Here is a 20,865-nt window from a genome sequence, read left to right as displayed (position 1 = left end):
TACGAAACAAAAATAAGTAACGTTATTCTATAACAAAAGAATTTTGGATGCAGGTATCAAAACATCTACATTTGAAGTTCACCCAAAAACCAAAAATGATGAAAAAAACTGTACTCATGCTGTTTGTAGGGCTTTTATCCTTAGGGATTTACGCTCAAGAAACCGCTAAAATCGAATTTAAGAGCGAGACTATTGATTACGGGGAAATTGAAAGAGGTAGTGATGGTATCCGTGTATTTGAGTTTACCAACACTGGAAATGTTCCTTTGGTGATCAGCAATGTTAGATCTAGCTGTGGCTGTACAATTCCAAAAAAGCCGGAAGAGCCTATTATGCCAGGAAAAACGGGCAAAATTGAGGTGAAATATGACACCAACAGGGTTGGTCCGATCAGAAAGGCCATAACGGTTACATCGAATGCGGACACACCTACAAAGGTTCTAAAAATAAAAGGGACGGTAAAAACCCCTGGAGCCAAATAGATAAAGAAAAGAACAATAAATAAACCCCAAAGACCTATGGTTTTTGGGGTTTTGTTTTTACTGTTCGTCAAATACTTTTTTGAGGACAAAGGAGAACAATAGATCTTGATTGTATCTTTCTATCAACAGTTTAATACGTTTGCCCTCCTTGTCGTTTATCATTTTAAGAATTTCCTGAAGCTTATATTTATGTACATTTCTGCCATTCACCGCCAAAATAACATCACCTTCCCTTAAACCGGCCTCAGCCGCAGGACTACCGGCCCGAATACCGGACACCACTATTTCCGGTACCAAACTCAGTCTTGTTTTGTTTTCCAGCAAAATTTGCACATTTCCAAAAGTACTGCCATTCTCGTTCTTGACCACCCCGTTTACCCCGGCAATACTTTCCGCAATGTAGCGCAGACCATTATGCTTAAGGTCTATACCTGCCAAGTTATATTGAAACGGCTCCTTGAAGTTTCCGTTCTTTTTGAGGGTTACCAATCCACGGCCATAATCAAAAATCATATTAAAACGCTTAAGAACCTCTCCCCCCAGGCTTCCGTTTCGGTTGCCCAAAGTATCCAAACCTTGAAAAGATTCCCTGTCCGGGAATGCCACTTTTGCTTCTTCTAGTTCAAAATCCCCTATACGAACCCCATTGATTTTACTTCTTTTGCCAAAAATATCACCACTTAACCCTCGCCCTAAATGGTCATCATAGCTTTTTTCGGGGATTTCCAGTCCTTTTTCCGGCTCAGGGAACAACCAAAGTGCATCACTACTTCCAGTATCGACCAATAGTTTTACCGGAATATTGGCTGTATCCTTCATAAGGACCATACCCTCAATATAGGCTTTTCGTTTGTCCACCACTAAAGGAATGGTCTGTGCCCTTTTGCTCTCTCTATATGTGTACGTTTCGGGATTATGCAATTTTAATCTGTTTGCTCCGTAATTTACCTCAACGATAAAATCGCGGAATAGGTCGTAACCCATAATTCCATGTACGGGAATTCCAAGGGATGTGGAAAAATTGATATTTCTATCCATGACCACATACAGGTCTTGCGAAAAGTTATTTGCTTTTCCGAACTTGAAAATATTGCCTTTGGAGCTCAATGCTTTCATGGGCTCCCCATCGCCCAGTCCCCTTATGGTAACTTCGGAAACATTGTTGATCGATACGGAATCCGATTCGGAAAGGTTAAAGAGTATTGGCTTACTTACCCCGGAATCCAGAATAAATGTAAGTTCCGTTCCATTAATCTCGACCGGAACTATGATCAGATTATTGATAAGCTCAAATCTGATTTTTTCAAATCTTTCACCTTTGGGCAATCTAAATCCTTGTGCAACCATCCATAGGGGCACAAATAGTAAAAGTGTAAAAAATATAGATTTTTTCCTCAACATACTTACAATCAACTTACCATATCTATTAAATATACAAATAAGAGGGTAAAGTATTACGGATTTTAACATTTCGATAATCAAGGAATTAAATGTAAAAGTTGTTGTTTGCAATAACAGGTTTTCTCATTTTTGTCAAAAATTTACCCCATGCCAAGTATCTCCAATAAAGGAAGACAAATGCCTGCGTCACCAATTCGAAAATTGGTTCCCTTTGCGGAAGCAGCAAAAAAAAGAGGTGTACATGTTATCCACCTGAATATTGGTCAACCCGACATAAAAACTCCAAAAGTTGCGCTGGACGCGGTTAGAAACCACAACATTGAGGTTTTGGAGTACAGCATGACACAAGGTTCCGAAGCCTATCGAAAAAAGATCGCCGATTATTATGCCAAACAGGATATTAGGGTAAGTGCCGACGAAATTATTGTGACGACAGGAGGCTCGGAAGCACTCTCTTTTGCCATGGGGACCATAATGGACAACGATGACGAAATTATTATTCCAGAGCCGTTCTATGCCAATTACAACGGATTTGCAACTGCCGCGGGGGTAAAGGTAAAACCTATTGTATCTTCTATCGATGATAACTTTGCACTTCCTCCCATCTCTAAGTTTGAAGAGCTCATCACGCCAAGAACAAAAGCAATCCTTATTTGCAATCCGGGCAATCCAACGGGCTACCTATATAGCAAAGCAGAAATTGAGCAATTGGCAGAATTGGTAAAAAAACACAATCTGTTTTTGATCGCCGATGAAGTTTACAGGGAATTTGCTTATGATGGTCGTGAACATTATTCCATTTTACAGGTGGAAGGCTTGGAAGAAAATGCGATAGTCGTGGACTCGGTATCCAAACGTTACAGTATGTGCGGCGCACGAATCGGCTGTCTGATTTCCAAAAACACCGAGGTTATACAAACAGCTATGAAGTTTGCACAGGCCCGTTTATCCCCTCCTACCTTTGCTCAAATTGCTAGCGAGGCGGCTCTGGAGACACCACAGGAATATTTTGAAAATGTTATCACCGAGTATGTTGCCAGAAGGGATACCCTTATTTCGGAACTAAAAAAAATAGACGGTGTAAAAGTAGCTGTCCCCCAAGGCGCTTTTTATTGCGTAGTAGAATTGCCCATAGCAGATGCCGATGATTTTGCTCAATGGCTCCTGGAAAATTATGAACTCGACGGGAGTACGGTTATGGTGGCCCCAGCAGCAGGATTTTATGCTTCGCCCGGATTGGGAAAAAATCAGATCAGAATTGCCTATGTGCTAGAAAAAGAGCAACTTGTAAAAGCAGTCCAAATCTTGCGAAGCGCCCTAAATAAGTATAAAGATTAGTGGAAATCCAAGAAAACATATCCTTAAAAAACTACAACACCTTTGGTATAGATGTTAACGCTAGGTTTTTTGTTGAGATTACCGGACTGGTTCAATTACAAAAAGTACTTGAGTTAAAGGCATACCCTAAAAAGTTTATTATAAGCGGTGGGAGCAATATGCTGCTCACCAAGGATATCGATTGTCTGGTAATCCACATTAAACTCAAGGGCATAACCGTTGTTGAGGAAGACGAAAACAGTGTAGAGGTAAAAGTTATGGCCGGCGAAAACTGGCATAGCCTTGTAATGTGGAGCTTGGAACAGGGTTATGGCGGTCTGGAAAACCTATCCTTAATACCGGGCAATGTAGGCACGGCGCCCATACAGAATATAGGTGCATATGGTGTTGAACTAAAAGATGTGTTTGTTTCCTGTGCCGCCATGAATATAGAAACCGGCGAGCTTGAAGGGTTCAACAATGAGGCCTGCGAATTTGGTTATAGGGACTCTATTTTTAAGAACCACGCCAAGGATAAATACATTATTACTTCCGTGACTCTAAGGCTCACTAAAAAAAATCATGCCCTACATACGGGGTACGGCTCCATAGAAAACGAGCTAAAAAATAGGGAAATTGTGCATCCTACCGTTAAAGATGTATCGGACGCCGTTATTGCCATCAGGGAAAGTAAGTTGCCCGACCCAAAGAAAATTGGAAATAGTGGGAGTTTTTTTAAGAACCCGGTGATATCGAAAAAAGCATTTGACAAGTTTATAAAACTCCACCCCAATGCCCCTTATTATGAGCTGGAGGAGAATAAATATAAAATTCCTGCTGGCTGGCTGGTCGAACAATGTGGATTTAAGGGAAAACGTTTCGGCGATGCCGGGGTGCACGAAAAACAAGCCCTTGTCCTGGTAAATTATGGCAATGCCACCGGGCAAGAAATTCTAGATCTATCAAAAAAAATTCAGGAGAAAGTAAAAAACACCTATAAAATTAAGTTACAACCAGAAGTAAACATCATAAAATAACCCTCGCATTGCTAACAATAACGAGGGTTATACCAAACCAAACTAACCAAATTTATCTATGTTGTAAGGGCATAGCGCCCATAAATTCATTGTAATACACCAAAGTCGAAAAGCATTTTCTACTTTAGCTTTGTTTTATATACGAGATAAATCCTATTTTAGACTTTTGCCCCTTGAAAAAATTACCAAAACATCTTAAATGAGCACACTGATAGAGAGACATATTGTTTCATTGTTAGCGGAAAAAGACGACAAGGCCATTTCCCTATTGTATGAAAACTACGGCGATACGCTCTTTGGTGTGGCATATAAAGTGGTAAAAGATGAAGAACTTGCACAAGATGTGCTGCAAGAAAGTTTTATCAAAATCTGGAAAAAAGCAGATACCTACGACGCCTCAAAAGCCAAATTGTTCACATGGTTATTCCGCATAGTGCGCAATACGGCCATAGACAAGCTTCGCAGCGTTGCAAATAAATCCGATAAGGAAATCCAAATAGATGTTTCCGACGTATATAATGTAGGAGTCAAAGGAATAAATCCCGAACATCTCGACATCCAAGAAAACTTGGATAAAATTGAAGACAAATACAGAATTGTTCTAGAAGCTCTATTTTTTGAAGGAATGACGCAGCAGGAGGCAAGTGAAGAACTGGACATTCCATTGGGTACGATTAAATCCAGATTAAAAATAGGACTTCGCGAACTTGGAAAAATTTACGGAACCACTATGTCCTTGCTCCTTATTCTAAACCTATTGTCATGAAGGAAAAAGTAAAACTATTTTTAGAATCCGACATTTTAGAAAAATACCTATTGGGCGACACCACCAAGGATGAGACCCAAAAGGCGGAAAGGTATATTGCCATGTACCCCGAAGTAAGGGAAACCTACGATGAGTTGCAAAAGAACTTGGAAACCTTCGCTAATTTATATGCTAAAAAGACCCCAGAAGGCCTTAAGGAAATTATAATTGCCAGCGCCAAGAAAGAATCCATGGTAAGCAAAAGATTCTTCCGATACGCTATTGCTGCGAGTGTTGCCATCATGATTTTTGCCGGGTCATCCATTTTCTTCTGGAACCAGAACAAAACCCTTCAAGAAGAAAATACCATGGTGACCAACCAGATCAAGTATTTGGAAAACAACATGAAAGACCAATTGGCGGACATGCGAAACCAATTTATTGTCTTGAACAACCCGGCGACCAAAAAATATCAGGTCAAAGGACAAAAAGAAGGCAAAGAGCTTAAGGCCATTGCCTATATAAATCCGGTAAAAAAGCTGTCATACATCAATGTGAGCAATGTTCCTGAACTTCCCGAGGACAAATGTTTCCAAATGTGGGCGGAGGTGAATGGTGAGCTCGTAAACCTGGGGGTCATCAAAAATTTTGATGAAAAAGACAAACTCCTTGCCCTACCCTATGCCGATAATGCCGTAGGTTATATCACCATAGAACCAAAAGGGGGCAATAGCGCCCCATCCGTGGACAACATTGTGGCAAACATTAAATATTAAACCCCGGTTTAAAGAAACCTTAAACTTACCGACCTATAAAAGGTATTTTGTACCTTTGTAAAAAGTTGGAACATGAAGTTAGCATTAGTTACCATTGGATTGTTAGCCATAGGATTTGCAGGAATCGCGATCAAGATTTGGGCAAAAAAGAACGGTGAATTTGCCGGTACTTGCGCAAGTCAGAACCCTTTTTTGAACAAAGACGGACAGGCCTGCGGGTTTTGCGGAAAACTTCCTGAAGAACAAGATTGTAAAAAAGACACGGTCACCGATACCCCTTAACGCCTCGCACCAACAATAAGGCAATTCATTTTTTTTGGAAAAACCCGACGAATCCATCAAGGAAATCATACAAAAGGCAAAACAAGGCAACCAAATTGCCTTTAGCACCCTTTTGGATACTTTTTGGAACGATGTTTATGGTTTTCAGATGCTCCGCACCAAAAATGAGAACGATGCGGAGGACATTACCATACGAACATTTTCGCGGGCTTTTGACAGAATCGACACTTACGACGAGTCCTATGAGTTTAAAACTTGGCTCATTACCATTTCCAAAAATCTTCATGTAGATCTTCTGCGTAAACGAAAAAGAAGTCTAATGAACGAAATGGAATCACGGGGAGACGAAGTTAAAAAAGTGTTGGACGAAACCCCTACCGCCGAAGACCGACTGATCACAGAACAAAACCTGGCCCACCTTCTTCAGCATATCAAAAAACTTAAGCCCCATTACCAAAAAGTAATCAACTTGAGGTACTTTCAGGAGTTGAGCTATGCCGATATTGCCAAAGAATTGGACGAACCGGTAAACAATGTGAAGGTAAAGTTGCTCCGGGCAAAAAAACTTTTGGCGGAAATCATCAAAAAAAAGTGACCCCCATCAAGGACTAAAGTTTACTTGCCAGTTTCGTATCTTTGTAAATCTAAAATTGTTGTATGAGCACTAGTGTTGCAGAAAACGTTCATCCGCCCAAGGGAAAGCCAAAATGGCTAAGAGTTAAACTCCCTACTGGAAAAAAATACACCCAGCTCAGAGGCTTGGTGGACAAATACGACCTCCACACCATCTGTACCTCTGGTAGCTGCCCGAACATGGGAGAATGCTGGGGAGAGGGCACTGCCACTTTTATGATTCTAGGAAATATTTGCACGCGCTCCTGTGGTTTTTGCGGCGTTAAAACCGGAAGACCGGAATCCGTGGACTGGGCAGAGCCGGAAAAAGTGGCACGCTCCATTAAAATAATGAATATCAAACATGCGGTCCTAACATCGGTAGATAGGGACGACCTTAAGGATATGGGCTCCATAATCTGGGCAGAAACGGTAAAAGCCGTTAGACGAATGAACCCAGAAACAACCATGGAAACCCTAATTCCTGATTTTCAAGGTATTGCTACTCATTTGGACAGAATCCTTGATGTTGCCCCAGAGGTAATATCGCACAACATGGAAACCGTAAAGCGATTAACCCGCGAAGTTAGAATACAGGCCAAATACGAACGTAGCCTCGAAGTACTTGATTACTTAAAAAAGAACGGGGCCAACCGAACCAAATCAGGAATAATGTTAGGTCTTGGTGAAGAGGAACACGAAGTCATCACAACCATGGAAGACCTAAGAAAAGCCGATGTGGACGTAGTTACTATTGGCCAATATCTACAACCTTCCAAAAAACACCTTCCCGTAAAGCAGTTTATCTTACCGGAACAGTTCAAAAAATATGAGGAAATAGGGTTAAAAATGGGCTTTAGACATGTAGAGAGCGGAGCATTGGTCCGGTCATCCTACAAAGCCCATAAACACATTCAATAGCATCGCGCACTCTAAATCATGAAAAATATAACGGTTGGCATCAATGGTTTTGGCCGTATCGGCAGAACACTGTTCAGACTCTTGCTAAAACATCCGAACATCCAAGTAGTGGCAATCAACGATTTGGCCGATACCAAAACCCTCGCCCATTTGCTCAAGTACGACAGTATCCATGGCCCAATAAACGCCAACGTAGGCCAAGAGGGAAATCATATTGTGGTGAACGAAAAGAAAATACCGGTGCTAAACCACAAACACCCCAAAGAAATCGATTGGAAATCCTATGGGGTCGACGTTGTTGTCGAATCCACGGGTAAGTTCAAAGCACGCGAAGATCTGGAGTTCCATGTAAAAAATGGAGCTAAAAAAGTAATACTATCGGTCCCGCCCGTAGATGAAACCATTAAAATGGTGGTTTTGGGGGTAAACGAGGAAATCATCCAAGCGGATGACACCATTATCTCCAATGCCTCTTGCACAACCAATAATGCTGCTCCAATGATCAAGGTAATCAACGAATCGTGCGGAATTGAACAAGCCTACATAACAACGGTACATTCCTATACCTCCGATCAAAGTTTACACGATAGCCCACATCGAGACCTAAGAAGGTCCCGTGCCGCAGGCCAGTCCATAATCCCAACAACCACCGGGGCCGCCAAAGCCTTAACAAGTATTTTTCCGGAATTGTCCGATGTTATTGGGGGATGTGGAATTCGGGTTCCGGTACCCAATGGTTCTTTGACCGACATCACTTTCAATGTAAAAAACGAAACCAGCATTGAAAAAATAAACACTACCTTTAAGGAAAAGGCCGAAACCGATCTTAAGGGCATCCTCAATTATACCGAAGACCCTATCGTTTCTATCGATATAAACAATAGTTGTTATTCTTGTACGTTTGATTCTTTGATGACCTCCGTGATCGGTAAAATGGTAAAAATCATTGGATGGTACGATAACGAAACTGGGTATTGCTCCAGAATTATCGATTTAATAGCTTTGCTCATTAAGAAAAACTACGTTTGAATATTGACCTAGGTAACATTAAAGTAGCCAAACAACCGCTATTGCTCTTGTGCATTTTATTATGCACACAACTCTTTTTTGGTCAAAACGAAAGTAATTCCACATCCGACGTAAAGTCTATTTTTGATACATTCATGACCTATCGTCACCAGAATAAAATAGACAAGGCGCTGGAAACATTGGACCAAGCCGCGAATATTGCAGAAAGTAACGAGGACACAAAGCTTTTAGTGGACACCTACCACCAATATGCCCGTTTATTCTTAGAACAAGGAGATGTGGACACCGCTATATTCTATCTGGAAAGAGCAGGGGATTTTTTAAAGGACACCTCCTATTCCTACGGTCAAGCTTTCCATCTATTCTTGGATGGTGCACTTAGATTTGATGAGGGCAACAACTTCCAGGCACTAAAACAATTGGAAGAATCCAGGAAACTGAGCAACAACAGAAACCTTACCAACAATATTCTATTGCTCGAGGCCTATATCTATTCCAACATAGAAAAGTTTGACGATGCCATAACCAACCTACACGCACTTATTGTTAATTCCGATGATAAGGAAAGAACGTTCTTGGCAACAAAAGCAAATCTGGAACTGGCCAAAATAAGTGTTATCCTCAACGACCTGGAAGAAGCCACAATCCATGCAAAGGCAGCACTGGAATTGGCCGAAAAACATGGTTACGCACAAGAAATAAAAAATGCATACGAGCAATTGTCCCTTATATACGAATCCAACGGAAACTATAACGAGTCGTTGATGTATGCCAAAGGTCTGGCCCAAATAAAGGACTCCATATTTAATATGGAAAAAGCAAAATTGGATGCTTCCACTGCGGACAAAATCCGTTTCGATCATCAAATGAACGAACTCAATAAGCTGCAGGCCAAGAACGAAGAGTTGAGCGAATCAAAAAACCGTTCCGAAATCACGGCAATTTTAACCTCCGCATTTTTAACCATCATCTCGCTTTTGGCAGTTTCGCTTTTCCGGAACAATCAGATCAAATTAAAAACCAACGACCTTCTTTACACCAAAAACAAAGAATTGGAGCTGGCCAGGGACGCAGCGGTCTCGGCCATGGAAGCAAAAACCAACTTTTTGTCCACGGTGACCCATGAGCTAAGAACCCCTTTATATGCGGTAACCGGGCTCACCCATCTTTTACTTGAAGAAAATCCTTCGGAACATCAAAAAGAACATTTAAAATCCTTAAAATTTTCTGGGGAATACTTGCTCAATTTTATTAACGATATCCTTCAGATCAATAAAATTGACGCAGACAAACTTGAGCCGCTGAGCATAGAGTTTAAACTCGATAAAGTACTGAGCGACGTTATGGAATCGCTCCAACAAAATGCCCATGAACAGCGTACCGAGCTTGTTTTGGATTATGACCCGACCATTCCCAAAAAACTATTGGGCGACCCCATTAAACTTTCCCAAATTTTTATGAACCTTGTGGGCAACGCCCTCAAATTCACCAAAAATGGCAAAGTAGAAGTAATTGCCAAACTCCTTAAAAAGGAAGAAGACCAAGCAAAGCTCTATTTTGAGGTGAGGGACAATGGAATCGGCATTTCGGAAGACCAACAACAGAATATTTTTGATAGTTTCGAGCAAGGATCTATCCAAATTAACAGGGAATACGGGGGAACCGGTCTCGGACTAACCATTGTTAAAAGCTTATTGGGCCTTTTTGGCAGTACCATACAGTTGGAAAGTGAACTGGGCCAAGGAAGTTCTTTCTTTTTTGAAATGGATGTGGATTTCGAGAGCAAGGTCGGCGAAGAGGTCGCGTTTGAGCTCAACCCAGAGGAATTTCAGTTCAAAGGTTTACACGTATTGGTGGTCGAGGACAATAAGATCAACCAGGTAATCACCAAAAAAATGCTTACCAAAAAAGAGATTACCTGCGATATTGCCAACAATGGAAACGAGGCTATAGATTTGGCCAAAAACAACACCTACGACGCTATTTTGATGGATATTCACATGCCGGGGATTAGCGGCGAGGAAGCAACACGACAAATACGCAAGTTCGACCAACGCATCCCCATAATCGCACTAACGGCAATATCTTTGGACGACAGCCTTGACAGTTTTTACGAAGCAGGCTGTAACGATGTGGTCACAAAACCGTTTAAACCTGAAGTGTTTTACCAAAAAATCGGGGAAAATATCTTTAGAAGAAAGATGGAAGAAGGTTCCGTTTAAAGCAATCCTTCGATTGATTTCTTTAAAACCTCATCATCACCAGCAGAAAAGCTATGGGCAACTTCCAAATAATAAAGGTGCTCTACCCTACCCTCTAATCGAACAAAATCCTTTTCCGTGGTCAAGATCAGTTCAAAATCTTTAAATTGATCAATGTCGTTGTCCGAAAAATGATGATGGTCCCCAAACTCAAAATGCTTGAAACCAACGCCTTGGGACTCTAGGTATTTTTCTAGCGGCCTTGGTGATGCGATACCCGTTACCAAAGCAATATTCTTTTCACCCAATTTAGCTAGCGGAAGCTTGTTTTCACCGCCATCGGTTACAAAATCTTGGTATTTTAGTGATGCGAACAGCACTTTTTGATGTTCCATGGGTCGCAACTTGGCCGTAATAATCTTTCTTTTATGCTCCTTTAGCAACTCGGGGCACTTGGTTACAATTATCAAATCCGCACGTTTTGCTTCTTTTTTGCTATCCCGAAGCCTGCCCGTGGGCAAATACCAATCGTTCACATATAAGTTTTGATAAGTAGTGAGCAAAATAGAAAATGTCGGCTTTACCTTTCGGTGTTGGAAAGCATCGTCCAGCACAATGATTTCCGGATTTACCGAGCTTTCCAACTGCTCAATACCATTGCGCCTATCAGTATCTACCGCAACGTCAACTTCAGGAAATTTTTGATGGATTTGATACGGTTCGTCACCCAATTCCAAAACCGTTGCCCCTGTACCGGCCATATAAAACCCCTCGGACTTACGCTTATAACCACGACTTAAAACGGCAGCTTTCCGCCCCTGCAACAAACGCAGCAAATATTCTGTCATCGGAGTTTTGCCCGTGCCGCCTACGCTTAAGTTTCCAACACAAATAGTCGGAGTAGAATAGGATTTTGAAGAAAAAATGCCCATATCGAACAAGAGGTTTCGAACACAAACCACCAGACCGTAGACCAAGGAAACCGGAAACGCTAAAATGCGGAGTACTTTAAGCATTGAACGAAAATATAATATTTTATCTTTAGCACACTTAACAATTTTAAAATGACCGTTAACGAAATAGCAAAAACGCTAGAGGAATTGGCCCCTTTGGCCCATGCAGAGGATTTTGACAATGTAGGTTTACTGGTGGGCAACCCCAAAATGAAGGTCAAGGGTATTTTGGTCACCTTGGACACTTTGGAGAATGTGGTGGACGAAGCCATTGCCAAAAATTGTAATTTGATCGTAAGCTTTCATCCCATTATATTTAAAGGTTTAAAAAAACTTACCGGAAGCAATTATGTTGAACGAGTGGTGCTCAAAGCAATTGCCAACAACATTGCCATTTACAGCATGCATACGGCACTGGACAATAACAAAATGGGGGTCAATGCCAAAATTTGTGAGGTCCTAGGCATTAAAAATCCAAAAATCCTGATTCCAAAAGCCAAGAGTATTAAAAAACTGACCACTTACGCTCCCTTGGCAGACGCGGAAAAAATAAAAACATCCCTTTTTGAGGCAGGTGCCGGCGAAATAGGTAAATACAGCAATTGCAGTTATAGCCTGGAAGGTATCGGGAGTTTTAAAGCAGAGAGCGGGGCCGACCCATCTGTAGGAAAAGTTGGGGAAGTCCATTTTGAAAAAGAGACGCAAATCAATGTTATCTATTCCTTTGAAAAAGAAAGTGCTATTTTAAAAGCGCTCTTTTCATCCCATCCATACGAGGAAGTGGCCTATGAGATTATCACCCTCGAAAACACCAATCAAGATCTTGGAATGGGCATGATCGGCACATTGGAGACAGAACTAACGGAAAAAGCGTTTCTGCTAATGGTCAAGGAGCGGATGAACGCATCGGTCGTCCGCCATTCCGAACTCTTGGGCAAAAAGGTAAACAAAGTCGCTGTTTTGGGCGGTAGTGGTGCATTTGCCATAGAAGCTGCCAGTAAATCCGGTGCAGATATCTATGTAACTGCCGATCTAAAATACCACGATTTTTACCGTGCAGAAAACCAAATGGTGGTCGCCGATATTGGGCACTTTGAAACTGAGCAGTTTACAAAAGATTTATTGGTTGATTATCTTACGAAAAAAATTCCTAATTTTGCAGTCTCTTTATCGGAGAGTATAACGAATCCCATCAAGTATTTATAAAATATATGGCGAACAAGAAAGAAAACACTGTGGAGGAAAAGTTGAGAGCACTATACGATCTACAGCTTATTGATTCCAGAGTGGATGAAATCCGCAACGTTAGAGGCGAATTGCCTTTGGAAGTACAAGACTTGGAAGACGAAGTTCTTGGTCTTAAAACCAGAATGGACAAATTAAAAACGGATGTTGAGACCATCAACTTTGAGATTACTGCCAAAAAGAATCTTATTGAAGAGTCCAAGTCGCTGATCAAAAAATATAGCGAGCAACAAAAAAACGTGAGGAACAGCCGTGAATTTAATTCCCTGAGCAAGGAAGTGGAGTTCCAAGAATTGGAGATTCAATTGGCCGAAAAGAACATTAAGGAGTTCAAAGCGCAAATTGAACAGAAAAAGGAAGTAATTTCCCAGACCAAAGAAAAATTGTCCGAGCGCGAAAGCCATTTAAAACACAAAAAAGGCGAGTTGGATGCTATTCTTGCAGAAACCGAAAAAGAGGAAAAAGCGCTTTTGAAAAAATCTGAAGAGTACGAAGAGCAGATTGAAGAGCGTTTGGTGAAGGCCTACAAAAGAATCCGTCACAATGTAAAAAACGGTTTGGCCGTGGTTCCTGTAGAGCGAGGTGCTTCAGGTGGTTCCTTTTTCACGATTCCCCCACAGGTTCAGGTAGAGATAGCTTCGCGCAAAAAAATTATTACAGACGAGCACAGTGGTAGGATTTTGGTAGATCCGCTACTGGCCGAAGAAGAACAAGAAAGAATGGAAAAGCTTTTCGCAAAGCTTTAATCCTAAAACTTGAACTAAAATATAGAAGCCACCTTAAAAGGTGGCTTTTTTTATGTAGTTAATCAAAATAAAAAAGCGATGAGCAAATCCCGACCCAGTAGATAGTTGAGTATTGCTTCTACCCTTTTCAGAAACTAAATTGGTTTTGCGGAAGAGTTCGAGGTATTTGCGAAATTAATATCCGACTAAATAATAGGCTTCTTGATTTCGGGGGAAAAGACCATTGACCTGACTTGCCTACAACAACTCCAGAATCATTTCTTCAACTTCCTTGGAATCCCACTTTTCTTCAATATTCGGTATTTGCATCACTTGTTTCATAATGGCTTCCTGCATATCCCCAATAGCAAGAGCTTCGGCGTAGGGCCTGTCCGAAAATGTGACCCGACTGTAAACAGGAATCCATTTCTCCGGATGTAGGGCCGCAAAATGCTTTTCGATTTTTTTCTGAAGCAAAAACTTAGGGTCTGCCGTTTTACGGCTCATCTCCACAAAATTTCGATAACTCAACTCGGCAATGGCATCTGCATTGGGCTTACGTTCCTTTTGGTACTCGGAAAAAATAGCGTCCCAATCGTCCCCATATTTCTCCATGAGTTTGTTAAGGATAAATATATCCTCAAAACCGGCATTCATGCCCTGACCATAAAAAGGCACAATGGCGTGTGCCGAATCACCGACCAGAGCAACTTTGTTCCAATAGGTCCAAGGATAACATTTCATGGTCACCATGGCGCTGGTTGGGTTTTGAAAAAAATCTTTGGTCAAATTCTCGATTTCCTTGCGCACGTTTGGGAAATACTCCTTAAAAAATGCCTTCGCAGCATCCACAGTGGTCAAACTTTCAAAAGACACCTTCCCTTCAAACGGCAAAAACAGGGTACAGGTAAAACTACCATCAATATTGGGCATGGCAATGAGCATAAACTCACCTCGCGGCCATATATGAAAAGAGTTTTTATCCAGCTTATGGGTTCCATCCCCGTTGGCTGGTATGGTAAGTTCCTTATACCCTACATCGATAAAATCTTGTGAATAATCAAACCTACTTCTACGTTGCATTTTGTGGCGCACTCTGGAAAACGCACCATCGCAACCAAAAATGATATCGAACTGATATTCCGTCCACTCTCCTTTTTCGGTTTCCCCCGTATAAATTTTAGCTTCGGGCAGGTTAACGTCCCAAACTTTTTCGTCGAACCTGAACACCGTTCCTGCTTCTTCGGCCAAATCGATCATCCGTTTGTTCAAAATACCGCGAGAAATGGACCAGATGGCCTCCCCTTCCTTCCCATATTTTTGAAAATATACGGGCTTATCGTTAACGTGCATGGCCCTCTTATCCAACGGAATGGCTATATCCTTGATCTTTTCACCAATACCTACTGCATTAAGGGAGCGCCAACCCCTATTGCTCATGGCCAAATTAATGGACCTGCCAGAAAACTTGATTGTCCTAATATCCGGCCTTCTATCAAAAACTGTGACCTTGTGTCCAATTTTTCGGAGATAAATCGCTAACAAAGAGCCCACCAATCCGGAACCGATGATGGCTATATTTTTTGGAGTCTGTACCATAAATGCCCATTGGGCCAAATTCTAATTAAATAGTAAAAATAAGCATTTTGGCCTTGAACAGTTCCAAATAATGGTTTCCCTTCCATTTTCAATTATTTTTGTTTAATAATTTTGTATTTTTATTAAACATTGTTGATTGGGTTGGCACATCTTAAAACATATTTACCTCTAAAACATTGCCCGGTTTGCCAAAGACCTTTTGCTTGGCGAAAAAAATGGGCGAAAGATTGGGATAACGTAATTTATTGCAGCGCACACTGTAGAAAAAACAAGAACAAACATGACAACTAGCCTAATTTGGTTTGGAAATAATTTACGGGTACACGATAACGAAGCTTTGCATCTGGCCGCCAAGGCCAATAGGTTAATAGCCCTGTATTGTTTTGACCCTAGGCAATTCGAAACTGATAAATTTGGATTCAAGAAAACGGAACGCTTCAGGGCAAAATTTCTTTTGGAAACGGTTCAACAGCTTCATGAAAATCTAAAAGCACTCAATATCACTCTTTATGTTTACCAAGAAAAGCCAGAGGATGTTATACCTGATTTGGTGAGGCAATTTAATATAGATGCCGTTTTTGTACAGAACGAATGGACCTCTGAAGAGAAACAAACCGTACAAAATGTTCAAAATCTATTACCCAAAGGAACTGTTCTGCATAAGACCTTCGATCAATTCCTATTTCATCCCGATGATATTCCTTTTCCCTCCCCTGCACAAATCCCTTCAATATTCACACTTTTTCGAAAAAAATGCGAAAAATATTCCTCGGTCAGACAATGTTTTACTTTGCCCAAAGTATTTCCCATAGAAAATCAAGTAGACCCCAACACTAAAGTCCCAACATTGGAAAGTCTTGGGTTCTTAGAATTTAATACAGATCACAGGTCCGCCTTTCCGTACAAAGGTGGCGAGGAAAATGCCCGAATGCGCATACAACATTACTTTTGGGACACCAAAAAACTGGCCTACTATAAAAAAACGAGAAACGGACTTACCGGCACCGATTATAGCTCCAAACTCTCACCCTGGTTGGCCAACGGAAGTATTTCCGCTCGAACCATCTATTGGGAAATAAAACGATTTGAAAAGGAAATAAAAAAGAATCAGGATACGTATTGGTTGGTTTTTGAGCTGATTTGGCGTGATTACTTCAAATACATTTCGTTAAAACACGGAAATGATATTTTTAAATTGGAAGGCATTCTTCACAAAAAATATGACTGGCACACAATACAAGATGTCAAAATGGCATGGATCAACGGGGAAACCAATGATGATTTTGTAAACGCCAATATGATCGAACTAAAACAAACCGGATGGATGAGCAACCGTGGCAGACAGAACGTGGCCAGTTTTTGGTCCAAACACCTACAACAAGATTGGCGAATAGGGGCCGCCTATTTTGAATCGATGCTCATAGACTACGACGTACACAGCAATTGGGGCAACTGGATGTACAACAGCGGTGTGGGCAACGACCCGCGAAACAGAACTTTTAACACAAAACGGCAGGCGGATATGTACGATCCCAATAAAAAATTCCGATCGCTTTGGCTACAACCCACTCTTTTTTAACCGATGAAAACACTTCGACTAATCCTTGGTGACCAATTGAACCTATCACACAGCTGGTTCGATAAAGTGACCGACGACCATACATACCTAATGGCCGAAATGCGCCAAGAAACCGATTATGTAAAGCACCATATTCAAAAAGTAGTCGGCTTTTTTCGTTCCATGAGGAATTTTGCAAATACTTTAAAAGAAGAGGGACACCATGTCATCTATTATAGGATAGGTGATGAGAAAAATCCTCAAAACTTGCCCGAGCTCATCAAAAAAGCCATTTCGGAACACCAAATTGAAAAGTTCGAATACCAATTGCCCGATGAATACCGATTGGACCAGCAGCTCAAGGAAATCGTAAAATCCATTACCATTAGTTCCGAGGTTTTCGACACCGAACATTTTTACACCAAAAGAAATGATCTGGAAAATCACTTTAAAGGAAAAAAACAATTGTTGATGGAGAGTTTCTACCGCATGATGCGAAGGAAACATAACATTTTGATGATCAATGATCAGCCCGAAGGCGGTAAATGGAACTTTGACCAAAGTAACCGTAAAAAATGGGACGGATCTCCAAAAATTCCCAAGGAACTATCTTTTGATACCGACGTTACCGAACTGTTGGAAGAAATTAAAAAAGCGGATATAAAAACCTTCGGCAACATTAACGCCAAAAATTTTCCCTGGCCAACATCGCACGAGGAATGTAAAAAGTTATTGACGTTTTTCTGTTCCAATCTGTTGAAATATTTTGGTGATTATCAAGATGCATTGCATACTCAGGAAAAATATCTGTTCCATTCGCGACTTTCCTTTGGCATGAATAACAAAATGCTGTCACCCCAAGAAGTAATCCATGCTGTATTGGACCATTACCATGCGCATAAAGATCACATCCATATCTCGCAAGTGGAGGGTTTTATCCGTCAGATATTAGGTTGGCGGGAATACATGCGGGGGGTATATTGGAAGGAAATGCCAGGATATGCCAAAGTGAACAAATTGGAGAACTATAACCCGCTCCCGGAATTCTTTTGGACGGGCAAAACCAAAATGAACTGTTTGCACAAGGCCATTACCCAAAGTTTAGACGATGCGTATGCCCATCATATTCAACGGCTCATGATCATTGGAAACTACGCCCTTCTCACTCAAATTGACCCCGATAAAGTGGATGCTTGGTACCTTGGCGTATATATAGATGCGATCGAGTGGGTGGAAATTACCAATACCCGGGGCATGAGCCAATATGCCGATGGTGGCATTGTGGCGACCAAGCCTTATGTAAGCAGTGCCAATTATATTAATAAAATGGGCAACTATTGTAAGGAATGCAGTTATAGCCATACTAAAAAGTCGGGAGAAAAATCCTGTCCATTCAATTCGCTTTACTGGAATTTTTTAGAAGATAAAAAAGCGTTTTTTAAGGACAATCAACGTATGAACATGATGTTGAGCTTATTGAAAAAGAAGAATAAGGAAGAACTCAAGGATTTACAGAATAGGGCCAGGAAAATTATTGCAAATCCGGAGCTATTCTGATTTTAACAAGTCTTTATGATCTATTGGCATTCTTGTTGCCGTATATATTTAAAATATTCCGCTTCGGCGCCTATATATAAAAAGTCCTTCACAATACGTTGCGAAGGACTTTTCACTTTATAGAAATCTTGGGTTTATTTCAATATATCATCTACGATGCCATACGCCACAGATTCTTCTGCACCCATCCAATAATCACGATCAAAATCCTTCATTACCTTGTCAAAAGACTGCCCACAGTTTTCCGCCAATATTTTGGCACCCAACTCCTTGGTCTTTATAATCTCTCTGGCCTGAATCTCGATATTCGATGCCTGCCCTCTTGCACCACCGCTAGGCTGATGGATCATTACGCGGGCATGGGGCTGAATAAATCTTCTGCCCTTTTCGCCTACGGATAATAGAATGGAGCCCATTGAGGCCGCCAATCCGGAACAAACGGTAGATACAGGGCTTTTGATCTGTTTAATGGTATCGTAAATGGCAAACCCGGAAGTTACGTAGCCTCCGGGGCTATTGATAATCAATTGAATCTCATCATTGTTCAACATATCCAAATACAGTAGCCTATCGATTACATGCTTGGCAGAATCATCATCTACTTGTCCCCACAAAAACACTTTGCGGTCATCTAATAACTTTTCTTGGATCAATTCCTGAACTTTTCCTTTTTTTGAACTCATTTTTTTACGTGTTGTAAGACTTCAAAAATAATCAAATTCCAAGGAAGTTACCGCACTTGTTTTACACAATGGACGGATTAAGATTTTATCTGTACTTTTTGTGATACCACATCTTTGATGGGAATCACAAATTCTCCGGCTCGGGTCTCTAAAATAAGGCTATTGTTTTCGATGGCCTTGATGGTTCCTTCGTCGTCCCCGATTACAATTCTGTCTCCAACGGCATAGGTCTTTCTTGTATAGAAGGACCTCATGATATCTGCAATAATTTCTCGTGTTCCCAAACCTACGCCCAATGCAAATGCCAACAGAAACGCCCCCAATATCATGGTTATATTGTTGGTTATGATGGTGGTATCGACCCCTGCTTGGTTCAACGCCGTGATGGACATAAAAATGACGATAATGTAAAACAGCAGGTTACTTACCAAGTTGGAACCTCCCAACTCAAAGGATTCGAATAGTTTTTTTACCGTTTTTTTTACCAAACTGCCTATATAGAACCCTACCATTAAAAGTACCAATGCACTAAAAAACCTGGGCAGATAATTGAGGAGGTTGCCGATTTCCTGGGATATGATCTGAAAATTTAAAATATCGGCGGTCAATATTAGGAAGACCAAGATCAGAAACCATTTGGCAAAGCCCAGTACAATTTTGGAAAGATCAATCTTAAAATCGCTCTTACCAGTTATCTCCATGTCGTTTATTTTCTCGTTGAGTGCATCTATTTTGGTAATCTTGAGTACCTTTTTTAATAGAAATGTCACAATTTTAATAGTCAACCATCCAATAATCAAAATTATGATCGCCCCAAATATTTTGGGAAAAGCAGTCGCTATTTCTCTTCCTATCGTGGAAAGAGACTCCGATGCTATTGCCTTCCAATTGTTTATTGTTTCCATATTTATAATTTTTATTGTGTCTGTTTATTTATCGATTATCTCCCAAGGTTCTAAATAGTTTGCGCAAAGCATTTCCCAAGTTTATTGAAAACAATGAGGCCAAGTCCATGATCAATTTTGCCGCAGCAATATCGTTCATTACTTTTTTCTTCATTTCCGGAGGGGTTTCCTTTAAAGATGCCTCCAGTTCTTTGAATGGATTTTTATGGTGCTTTGCCATCTATTCCAAAGTTTTATATATTTCCAACAATCTTTCCTTTGCCCGTTTTAACCGCATTTTTACTGCACTTTCCCCAATCTCCATTAAATCTACAAGTTCTTTTATGCTCGCCCCGTCCTGGTATTTCAGCAGCAAAATGGACTTATCTTCCGCTGCAATGAGTTCCATGGCTTTCTTGAGCTTGTCCGTTTTCATTTCGAACAAACTCTCATCGGAAACTTCTTGGGTCAGCTTATATTCGGAGTTTTCGACCTGTACGGAATTATCCTGTATTTTTCGTTGCTTATTACGGTTAACATAGTTCACACAAAAGTTATAGGTAAAGGAATAGAGCCAAGTAGAAAACTTCGATTTTCCTTTAAACGTTCGAAGTTTGATAAAAAGCTGGAGGAACACATCTTGCGTTAAATCCTCCGCCTCGTCCTCAGATTTTGCAAAACCGTAACATTTATTGTACACCATTTGCGCATAGCGGTCGTACAACTTACCAAAAAGCATGGTATCGTTGTCCGCTACGATCTGTTTCACTAATTTCTCATCGGAATAACGAGAATAAGGGTCTTTTGAATCCAAAAAAGCTTTATCGTGGTTATTTATAAGAATTAGAAACAGCTTTT

The 20,865-nt window shown here is 40.8% G+C and carries 22 protein-coding genes; 15 read left to right on the top strand and 7 right to left on the bottom strand.

The window, feature by feature from the left end; translation table 11 throughout:
• The first annotated feature begins 95 nt into the window (after positions 1 to 95).
• Positions 96 to 482 carry a DUF1573 domain-containing protein gene (locus tag ABTP35_RS11125; protein ID WP_293296327.1) on the top strand — a complete coding sequence of 129 codons (387 nt, stop codon included), beginning with the start codon at positions 96 to 98 and terminating at the stop codon, positions 480 to 482.
• Positions 483 to 539: 57 nt separating this feature from the next.
• On the opposite strand, the gene ABTP35_RS11120 is transcribed toward ABTP35_RS11125, so the two are convergent.
• Positions 540 to 1,883, bottom strand: coding sequence for an aspartyl protease family protein (locus ABTP35_RS11120; RefSeq protein WP_375334198.1), 1,344 nt, complete (start codon positions 1,881 to 1,883; stop codon positions 540 to 542).
• A 147-nt stretch (positions 1,884 to 2,030) separates the two neighbouring features.
• On the opposite strand from ABTP35_RS11120, the gene ABTP35_RS11115 reads away from it, so the two are divergent.
• From ABTP35_RS11115 to ABTP35_RS11075, 9 genes are all read left to right on the top strand, one after another.
• Positions 2,031 to 3,221, top strand: a complete 1,191-nt coding sequence (locus ABTP35_RS11115) for a pyridoxal phosphate-dependent aminotransferase (RefSeq protein WP_293296330.1) — start codon at positions 2,031 to 2,033, stop codon at positions 3,219 to 3,221.
• Positions 3,221 to 4,237, top strand: a complete 1,017-nt coding sequence (gene murB / locus ABTP35_RS11110; RefSeq protein WP_252080307.1) for a UDP-N-acetylmuramate dehydrogenase — start codon at positions 3,221 to 3,223, stop codon at positions 4,235 to 4,237. The genes ABTP35_RS11115 and murB overlap by 1 nt, the downstream gene beginning before the upstream one ends.
• Before the next feature lie 199 nt (positions 4,238 to 4,436).
• Positions 4,437 to 5,003, top strand: a complete 567-nt coding sequence (locus ABTP35_RS11105; protein WP_224837636.1) for an RNA polymerase sigma factor — start codon at positions 4,437 to 4,439, stop codon at positions 5,001 to 5,003.
• Positions 5,000 to 5,758 (top strand): anti-sigma factor, encoded by a 759-nt coding sequence (locus tag ABTP35_RS11100; RefSeq protein WP_252080308.1) that lies wholly within the window; start codon positions 5,000 to 5,002, stop codon positions 5,756 to 5,758. Before ABTP35_RS11105 ends, ABTP35_RS11100 begins: the two co-directional genes overlap by 4 nt.
• Before the next feature lie 72 nt (positions 5,759 to 5,830).
• Entirely contained in the window at positions 5,831 to 6,040 is a 210-nt protein-coding gene (locus ABTP35_RS11095; RefSeq protein WP_224837634.1) for a membrane or secreted protein, read from the top strand.
• Positions 6,041 to 6,074: 34 nt separating this feature from the next.
• On the top strand, positions 6,075 to 6,635 hold the full coding sequence (locus ABTP35_RS11090; protein WP_224837633.1) for an RNA polymerase sigma factor: 561 nt from the start codon (positions 6,075 to 6,077) through the stop codon (positions 6,633 to 6,635).
• 62 nt (positions 6,636 to 6,697) lie between these two features.
• Positions 6,698 to 7,573 carry a lipoyl synthase gene (gene lipA, locus ABTP35_RS11085; RefSeq protein WP_293296334.1) on the top strand — a complete coding sequence of 292 codons (876 nt, stop codon included), beginning with the start codon at positions 6,698 to 6,700 and terminating at the stop codon, positions 7,571 to 7,573.
• 18 nt (positions 7,574 to 7,591) lie between these two features.
• The gene (gene gap, locus ABTP35_RS11080; RefSeq protein WP_293296336.1) at positions 7,592 to 8,602 is read left to right on the top strand and encodes a type I glyceraldehyde-3-phosphate dehydrogenase; all 1,011 of its coding nucleotides are present in this window, start codon (positions 7,592 to 7,594) and stop codon (positions 8,600 to 8,602) included.
• Positions 8,599 to 10,824, top strand: coding sequence for an ATP-binding protein (locus ABTP35_RS11075; RefSeq protein WP_224837630.1), 2,226 nt, complete (start codon positions 8,599 to 8,601; stop codon positions 10,822 to 10,824). The genes gap and ABTP35_RS11075 overlap by 4 nt, the downstream gene beginning before the upstream one ends.
• Here the strand turns inward: ABTP35_RS11075 and lpxK are convergent.
• On the bottom strand, positions 10,821 to 11,819 hold the full coding sequence (lpxK, locus tag ABTP35_RS11070) for a tetraacyldisaccharide 4'-kinase (RefSeq protein WP_293296339.1): 999 nt from the start codon (positions 11,817 to 11,819) through the stop codon (positions 10,821 to 10,823). The genes ABTP35_RS11075 and lpxK overlap by 4 nt on opposite strands.
• A gap of 48 nt (positions 11,820 to 11,867) precedes the next feature.
• Here lpxK and ABTP35_RS11065 point away from each other — a divergent pair, with 48 nt between their 5' ends.
• Positions 11,868 to 12,962 carry a Nif3-like dinuclear metal center hexameric protein gene (locus ABTP35_RS11065; protein WP_293296341.1) on the top strand — a complete coding sequence of 365 codons (1,095 nt, stop codon included), beginning with the start codon at positions 11,868 to 11,870 and terminating at the stop codon, positions 12,960 to 12,962.
• A 5-nt stretch (positions 12,963 to 12,967) separates the two neighbouring features.
• On the top strand, positions 12,968 to 13,747 hold the full coding sequence (locus ABTP35_RS11060; protein WP_224837627.1) for a zinc ribbon domain-containing protein: 780 nt from the start codon (positions 12,968 to 12,970) through the stop codon (positions 13,745 to 13,747).
• Between the two features lie 237 nt (positions 13,748 to 13,984).
• Here the strand turns inward: ABTP35_RS11060 and ABTP35_RS11055 are convergent, their stop codons facing one another.
• Positions 13,985 to 15,325, bottom strand: coding sequence for an NAD(P)/FAD-dependent oxidoreductase (locus ABTP35_RS11055; RefSeq protein WP_293296343.1), 1,341 nt, complete (start codon positions 15,323 to 15,325; stop codon positions 13,985 to 13,987).
• A 129-nt stretch (positions 15,326 to 15,454) separates the two neighbouring features.
• Here ABTP35_RS11055 and ABTP35_RS11050 point away from each other — a divergent pair, with 129 nt between their 5' ends.
• From ABTP35_RS11050 to ABTP35_RS11040, 3 genes are read left to right on the top strand one after another with little or no spacing between them, the layout of a single operon-like run.
• Positions 15,455 to 15,616, top strand: a complete 162-nt coding sequence (locus tag ABTP35_RS11050; RefSeq protein ID WP_375334197.1) for a DUF2256 domain-containing protein — start codon at positions 15,455 to 15,457, stop codon at positions 15,614 to 15,616.
• Positions 15,606 to 16,904 carry a DASH family cryptochrome gene (locus ABTP35_RS11045; protein WP_293296347.1) on the top strand — a complete coding sequence of 433 codons (1,299 nt, stop codon included), beginning with the start codon at positions 15,606 to 15,608 and terminating at the stop codon, positions 16,902 to 16,904. The genes ABTP35_RS11050 and ABTP35_RS11045 overlap by 11 nt, the downstream gene beginning before the upstream one ends.
• Positions 16,905 to 16,907: 3 nt before the next feature.
• Positions 16,908 to 18,440 (top strand): cryptochrome/photolyase family protein, encoded by a 1,533-nt coding sequence (locus ABTP35_RS11040; RefSeq protein WP_293296349.1) that lies wholly within the window; start codon positions 16,908 to 16,910, stop codon positions 18,438 to 18,440.
• Positions 18,441 to 18,574: 134 nt separating this feature from the next.
• Here the strand turns inward: ABTP35_RS11040 and ABTP35_RS11035 are convergent, their stop codons facing one another.
• The 4 genes from ABTP35_RS11035 to ABTP35_RS11020 form a co-directional block, all read right to left on the bottom strand.
• A complete protein-coding gene (locus ABTP35_RS11035) occupies positions 18,575 to 19,123 on the bottom strand; it encodes a ClpP family protease (protein WP_224837622.1) in 549 nt (182 codons plus the stop codon).
• Positions 19,124 to 19,200: 77 nt separating this feature from the next.
• Positions 19,201 to 20,028: a mechanosensitive ion channel domain-containing protein gene (locus ABTP35_RS11030; protein ID WP_293296350.1), complete on the bottom strand. Its 828-nt coding sequence runs from the start codon at positions 20,026 to 20,028 to the stop codon at positions 19,201 to 19,203.
• A 28-nt stretch (positions 20,029 to 20,056) separates the two neighbouring features.
• Entirely contained in the window at positions 20,057 to 20,248 is a 192-nt protein-coding gene (locus tag ABTP35_RS11025; RefSeq protein ID WP_293296352.1) for a hypothetical protein, read from the bottom strand.
• Positions 20,249 to 20,821, bottom strand: a complete 573-nt coding sequence (locus tag ABTP35_RS11020; protein ID WP_262902875.1) for an RNA polymerase sigma factor — start codon at positions 20,819 to 20,821, stop codon at positions 20,249 to 20,251. It abuts the gene before it with no gap.
• Between the last annotated feature and the right edge of the window lie 44 nt (positions 20,822 to 20,865).

Origin of the sequence: Flagellimonas alginilytica (assembly GCF_042134605.1) — a bacterium.
GTDB lineage: Bacteria > Bacteroidota > Bacteroidia > Flavobacteriales > Flavobacteriaceae > Flagellimonas > Flagellimonas alginolytica.
This window is presented reverse-complemented; position numbering and strand designations above follow the sequence as displayed.

Excerpts from the sequence above, each read along its gene's own strand:
- lipA (WP_293296334.1), top strand. The coding sequence starts at position 6,698 with ATGAGCACTAGTGTTGCAGAAAACGTTCATCCGCCCAAGGGAAAGCCA.
- gap (WP_293296336.1), top strand. The coding sequence starts at position 7,592 with ATGAAAAATATAACGGTTGGCATCAATGGTTTTGGCCGTATCGGCAGA.
- ABTP35_RS11065 (WP_293296341.1), top strand. The coding sequence starts at position 11,868 with ATGACCGTTAACGAAATAGCAAAAACGCTAGAGGAATTGGCCCCTTTG.
- ABTP35_RS11120 (WP_375334198.1), bottom strand. The coding sequence starts at position 1,883 with ATGTTGAGGAAAAAATCTATATTTTTTACACTTTTACTATTTGTGCCC.
- ABTP35_RS11095 (WP_224837634.1), top strand. The coding sequence starts at position 5,831 with ATGAAGTTAGCATTAGTTACCATTGGATTGTTAGCCATAGGATTTGCA.
- ABTP35_RS11035 (WP_224837622.1), bottom strand. The coding sequence starts at position 19,123 with ATGAGTTCAAAAAAAGGAAAAGTTCAGGAATTGATCCAAGAAAAGTTA.
- ABTP35_RS11040 (WP_293296349.1), top strand. The coding sequence starts at position 16,908 with ATGAAAACACTTCGACTAATCCTTGGTGACCAATTGAACCTATCACAC.
- lpxK (WP_293296339.1), bottom strand. The coding sequence starts at position 11,819 with ATGCTTAAAGTACTCCGCATTTTAGCGTTTCCGGTTTCCTTGGTCTAC.
- ABTP35_RS11060 (WP_224837627.1), top strand. The coding sequence starts at position 12,968 with ATGGCGAACAAGAAAGAAAACACTGTGGAGGAAAAGTTGAGAGCACTA.
- ABTP35_RS11030 (WP_293296350.1), bottom strand. The coding sequence starts at position 20,028 with ATGGAAACAATAAACAATTGGAAGGCAATAGCATCGGAGTCTCTTTCC.
- ABTP35_RS11025 (WP_293296352.1), bottom strand. The coding sequence starts at position 20,248 with ATGGCAAAGCACCATAAAAATCCATTCAAAGAACTGGAGGCATCTTTA.
- ABTP35_RS11105 (WP_224837636.1), top strand. The coding sequence starts at position 4,437 with ATGAGCACACTGATAGAGAGACATATTGTTTCATTGTTAGCGGAAAAA.
- ABTP35_RS11125 (WP_293296327.1), top strand. The coding sequence starts at position 96 with ATGATGAAAAAAACTGTACTCATGCTGTTTGTAGGGCTTTTATCCTTA.
- ABTP35_RS11100 (WP_252080308.1), top strand. The coding sequence starts at position 5,000 with ATGAAGGAAAAAGTAAAACTATTTTTAGAATCCGACATTTTAGAAAAA.
- ABTP35_RS11115 (WP_293296330.1), top strand. The coding sequence starts at position 2,031 with ATGCCAAGTATCTCCAATAAAGGAAGACAAATGCCTGCGTCACCAATT.
- ABTP35_RS11045 (WP_293296347.1), top strand. The coding sequence starts at position 15,606 with ATGACAACTAGCCTAATTTGGTTTGGAAATAATTTACGGGTACACGAT.
- ABTP35_RS11055 (WP_293296343.1), bottom strand. The coding sequence starts at position 15,325 with ATGGTACAGACTCCAAAAAATATAGCCATCATCGGTTCCGGATTGGTG.